The sequence below is a fragment of the Spiroplasma sp. hy2 genome, from assembly GCF_044714365.1.
GTDB lineage: Bacteria > Bacillota_I > Bacilli_A > Mycoplasmatales > Mycoplasmataceae > Spiroplasma > Spiroplasma phoeniceum.
The window spans coordinates 1-4,049 of record NZ_RXFZ02000091.1 but is presented as its reverse complement, the minus strand read 5'-3'; the positions used below and the strand labels follow the sequence as shown (position 1 = coordinate 4,049).

The 4,049-nt window shown below is 26.4% G+C and carries 4 protein-coding genes and 1 pseudogene; all 5 read left to right on the top strand.

Annotated features, from left to right (window positions below):
• Positions 1–219: 219 nt before the first annotated feature.
• The 5 genes and pseudogenes from deoD to EHV01_RS03710 all read left to right on the top strand — a co-directional run bounded on the left by deoD (position 220) and on the right by EHV01_RS03710 (position 3,885).
• Positions 220–929, top strand: a pseudogene (gene deoD / locus EHV01_RS03730) (purine-nucleoside phosphorylase).
• Positions 930–949: 20 nt separating this feature from the next.
• Positions 950–2,317: an asparagine--tRNA ligase gene (gene asnS / locus EHV01_RS03725; RefSeq protein ID WP_422066256.1), complete on the top strand. Its 1,368-nt coding sequence runs from the start codon at positions 950–952 to the stop codon at positions 2,315–2,317.
• Between the two features lie 128 nt (positions 2,318–2,445).
• The gene (locus EHV01_RS03720; protein ID WP_126820772.1) at positions 2,446–2,763 is read left to right on the top strand and encodes a helix-turn-helix domain-containing protein; all 318 of its coding nucleotides are present in this window, start codon (positions 2,446–2,448) and stop codon (positions 2,761–2,763) included.
• Between the two features lie 163 nt (positions 2,764–2,926).
• Positions 2,927–3,415, top strand: coding sequence for a hypothetical protein (locus EHV01_RS03715; protein ID WP_400249164.1), 489 nt, complete (start codon positions 2,927–2,929; stop codon positions 3,413–3,415).
• Positions 3,415–3,885 carry a hypothetical protein gene (locus EHV01_RS03710; RefSeq protein WP_422066255.1) on the top strand — a complete coding sequence of 157 codons (471 nt, stop codon included), beginning with the start codon at positions 3,415–3,417 and terminating at the stop codon, positions 3,883–3,885. The genes EHV01_RS03715 and EHV01_RS03710 overlap by 1 nt, the downstream gene beginning before the upstream one ends.
• Positions 3,886–4,049: the final 164 nt, after the last annotated feature.

The following is a 4,049-nucleotide window of genomic DNA, read 5'->3' as shown; positions in this document are numbered from 1 at the left end:
TAAAAAATTTAAAGCAAAATCATAATCTTACACAAAATTAGTTTTCAAATTGTCATATTGATGATTTTTTTTATTTCATCAAGAGTTTTCGACAAAATTAAAGATTAAAAGTAATAAAATTTTAAAAAAATATTGTTAAAATTAAAGGAACTAATGTTCCTTTTTATTTTTTATAGTACAATATAAATTAAATATAGAAAATGTTAAGAGGGAATGAAAATGACACCACATATCAACGCTAAACAAGAAGAAATTGCTGAAACAGTTTTAATGCCCAGAGATCAATTACGAGCAAAGTTTATTGCGGAAACTTTTCTCGAAAATATAAAATTAGTGAATGAAATTCGAAATATGTTTATGTACACCGGAACTTATAAAAATAAAACAATTACAATTGCTGGAAGTGGAATGGGATGTCCTAGCATTGGAATTTATTCATATGAATTATTTAAATTTTATAATGTTGATAATATTATTCGAATTGGTTCAGCAGGTAGTTATGATGCTGCACTAAAGATTTATGATATTGTTAACGCAACAGCAGCTTATGGCGAAAATAATTATGCTAGAATTGTAGCAGGAATAGAAGATGATGTTTTAAATTCTTCACAACATCTTTTTGCAACAATTGAAGAAGTTGCTAAAGCAAAACAAATTAAAACTTTTCCTGGAATTGTTCATTCATCTGATGTTTTTTATCGTAAAAATGATGATGATTGAAAAAAATTAAAGCCAAGTATAAGACAGTATGTGTTGAAATGGAAGCATTTGCTTTGTTTGCAAATGCTTTAGCATTAAAGAAAAATGCAGCAACATTATTAACAATTTCTAATTCCTTTATTACTGGTGCTGTGACAACAACAGCTGAGCGGCAAAATAATTTTTACCAAATGGTAGAATTAGCATTAGAAAGTGCAATTAAATTATAAAAGAAAAAAGGAGAAAACATATGACAACAGTTTTAGAGCTATACCAAGATCAAGTTAAAGATCAAAGTGAAGTTACAATTTTGGGGTGAGTTCGTTCTAATCGCAGTAGTGGTAAATTAGGTTTTTTAGTTATGAATGATGGAACAGTTTTTAATAATGTGCAAATTGTTTATAAAGCGGAACAACTTGCTAATTTTTTAGCAATTAGTAGTTTACGAATTTCATCAGCAATTAAAGTAGTTGGAAAGTTTTGTGTAACACCATCTGCCAAACAACCATTTGAAATTCAAGCATCCGTAATTGAAATTCTTGACGAGGCAGGTGAAGATTATCCATTACAAAAAAAAGAGCATTCTTATGAATATTTACGTGAAATTGCTCATTTACGTGCAAAAACAAATACTTTTAATGCGGTGTTCCGAATTCGTAGTAGTAGTTCTTTTGCAATTCATGAATTTTTTAATAAAAACAATTTTATTTATGTTCATACACCAATCATTACCGGAAATGATGCTGAAGGTTCTGGCGAATCATTTATTGTAACAACAAGAACTGATAATAATTATAATGAAGATTTTTTTGGTAAAAAAGCTAGTTTAACTGTTTCAGGTCAACTTCATGCTGAAGGATTTGCACAAGCTTTTCGAAATGTTTATACTTTTGGTCCAACATTTCGTGCTGAAAATTCTAATACAACAAGACATGCTGCTGAATTTTGAATGATTGAGCCTGAAATTGCTTTTATTGACCTGGAAGAAAATATGACATTAATTGAAAAAATGATTAAGCATATTATTATTTATTTATTTATTAACAACCATTATGAACTTGACTTTTTAAATAGTAATGTTGATGATAAATTATTGGAAAGATTAAAAAGTGTTTTAAATGATGAATTTGTTCATTTATCATATACAAAAGCAATTGAAATTTTGCAGAAAGCTGCTACAAAAGGTCAAAAATTTGAAAATCCAGATATTTTTTGAGGAATGGATTTACAAACTGAGCATGAAAGATATTTGTGTGAAATAGAAACAAAAAAACCAACCTTTTTATTTAATTATCCGAAAGAAATTAAAGCATTTTATATGAAAATTAATGATGACAATAAAACAGTTGCTGCGTGTGATTTACTAGTACCAGGAATTGGAGAATTAGTTGGCGGTAGTGTTCGTGAAAATGATTATGATAAAATTGTTAGTCGTTGTAATGAACTAAAAATTCCAACGACAGATTTACAATGATATATTGATTTACGAAAATATGGTTATTATAAAAGTGCAGGTTTTGGCTTAGGGTTTGAACGTTTTATCATGTATGTGACAGGAATGACAAATATTCGTGATGTGATCCCCTTTCCGCGTACGCCGCGAAACTTATTATTTTAATTTGATGCATATAAAAATTTTATTTAATTATAAAATTTTTTTTGTTATAATTTTAGCATTGCATAGATAGGCGGGGCATAAAATATTTAACTTAGTTACTTATGATAATATGAAAGGAACATATATAAATGAACGAAGTTATTAAACAATTACGAATTCATAAAGGATTAACTCAACGTGAATTAGCCAAAATGTCAGGGTTACAACAATCGACTATTTGTCGAATTGAAAAAGATTGTTCAAAAACAAGTTGAAATAAAATTTTAAAATTACTTGTTGCACTAAAATTAGATGTTAAAAAATTTATTGACAAATTATATACATACAATGAATACAAAGTATATGAATTTTTATCATTAATTATTGATAACCCCAAAATTCGTAAAGAGCTTGATCAAAATCCACGATTATTAGCATTAAAAGTATTACGAATTTTTACTAATTAAGAAAAAAAGTTAGATAATTTTGTCTTACCATGCAGTTGAATTAACTATGAAAATAAAATAAAGACCTAACAGGTCTTTTGCGTTTTAATAAACGGTTTAATAAAAAAATGATATAATAATGATATATATTAATTATTAATTATAGCAATGTGAGGAATAAAAATTGATTTGAGATTATTATTTTATCTTTGATGGTAACGGTAAAGAACAAAATTTACGATGTATTTGTAAAACAGCTACTGATGCTGAACGAGCGTTAGAAGATTGTTATTTAGATAACAAATATAATGCAGATATTATTAAAGCAATTTCATTTTGTTTAATATTTACATTTGATAGTACAACTGATAATTACGAACTAAACAAGCAAGGAACAGAAGACTTTATTAAAAAGTTACCGATTTGTCAACAATGTAATCGTGTTAAAAGCAAATTAGATCGTTATCAACTTTGTTCAGAATGTGAAAGTGAATTAGTTGGTTTGGAAACTTTTCAATGTGATTTATGTAAAAAACATCGTCTTGTTCGAGATGATTTTAATCGCGAATTATTTGGAAAATTATTAGTAAATAATAAAGAATATATAATTTGTTTTAAATGTGCTACACAAAATTTTCAAAAGGATACAAAAACAGAAGGGATGAAAAGATAGTGAATACAATTAAAAATTTATATATTGTTTTTTACACTGATAATGCTGATACTCCTAACCAAGGGAAAGTTGTTAAAGTTTTTACTGATAGTGAACTAGCAAGAAAATATTTGTTAACAAAAGTTAATTTAAATGGAAAAAAAATTACAAAGGATAATAAATGAATTTTAAAAGTGTATGGTTATGTTGGATCTAATGATTCTTATGAATATTTAAAATGAGAAACAACTCAATTTAAAAATATGGTTGGTAATTGTATCCATTGTCATCAATATTTTTTACGAGAAAATAATGCCAATATGTGTAATGAGTGTTTAGGACAAGTGAGGCAGGGCTTAAAAGAATGTGAAGTTTGTCATAATTTTTTTAATCCAGTTGGGATTAAATTTGTTTCAAATGGTGATGTTTTTCCCTCTTTAGCTTGCCAAGAATGTTCACAAATATTATTACAAAATTTAAATGTTAAATAGTTCTTTTAAGAAATAAAATTTTAGCAAAAAGATACCATCAAAATATTAAAATAATACTTTAATTTTGTCGAAAACTCTTGATATTTATAAAATATACCTAAAATTAGGTATATTTTTAATATATGGAGGTAAATAATTAATGAAAAAAATAATTACAGAARWAT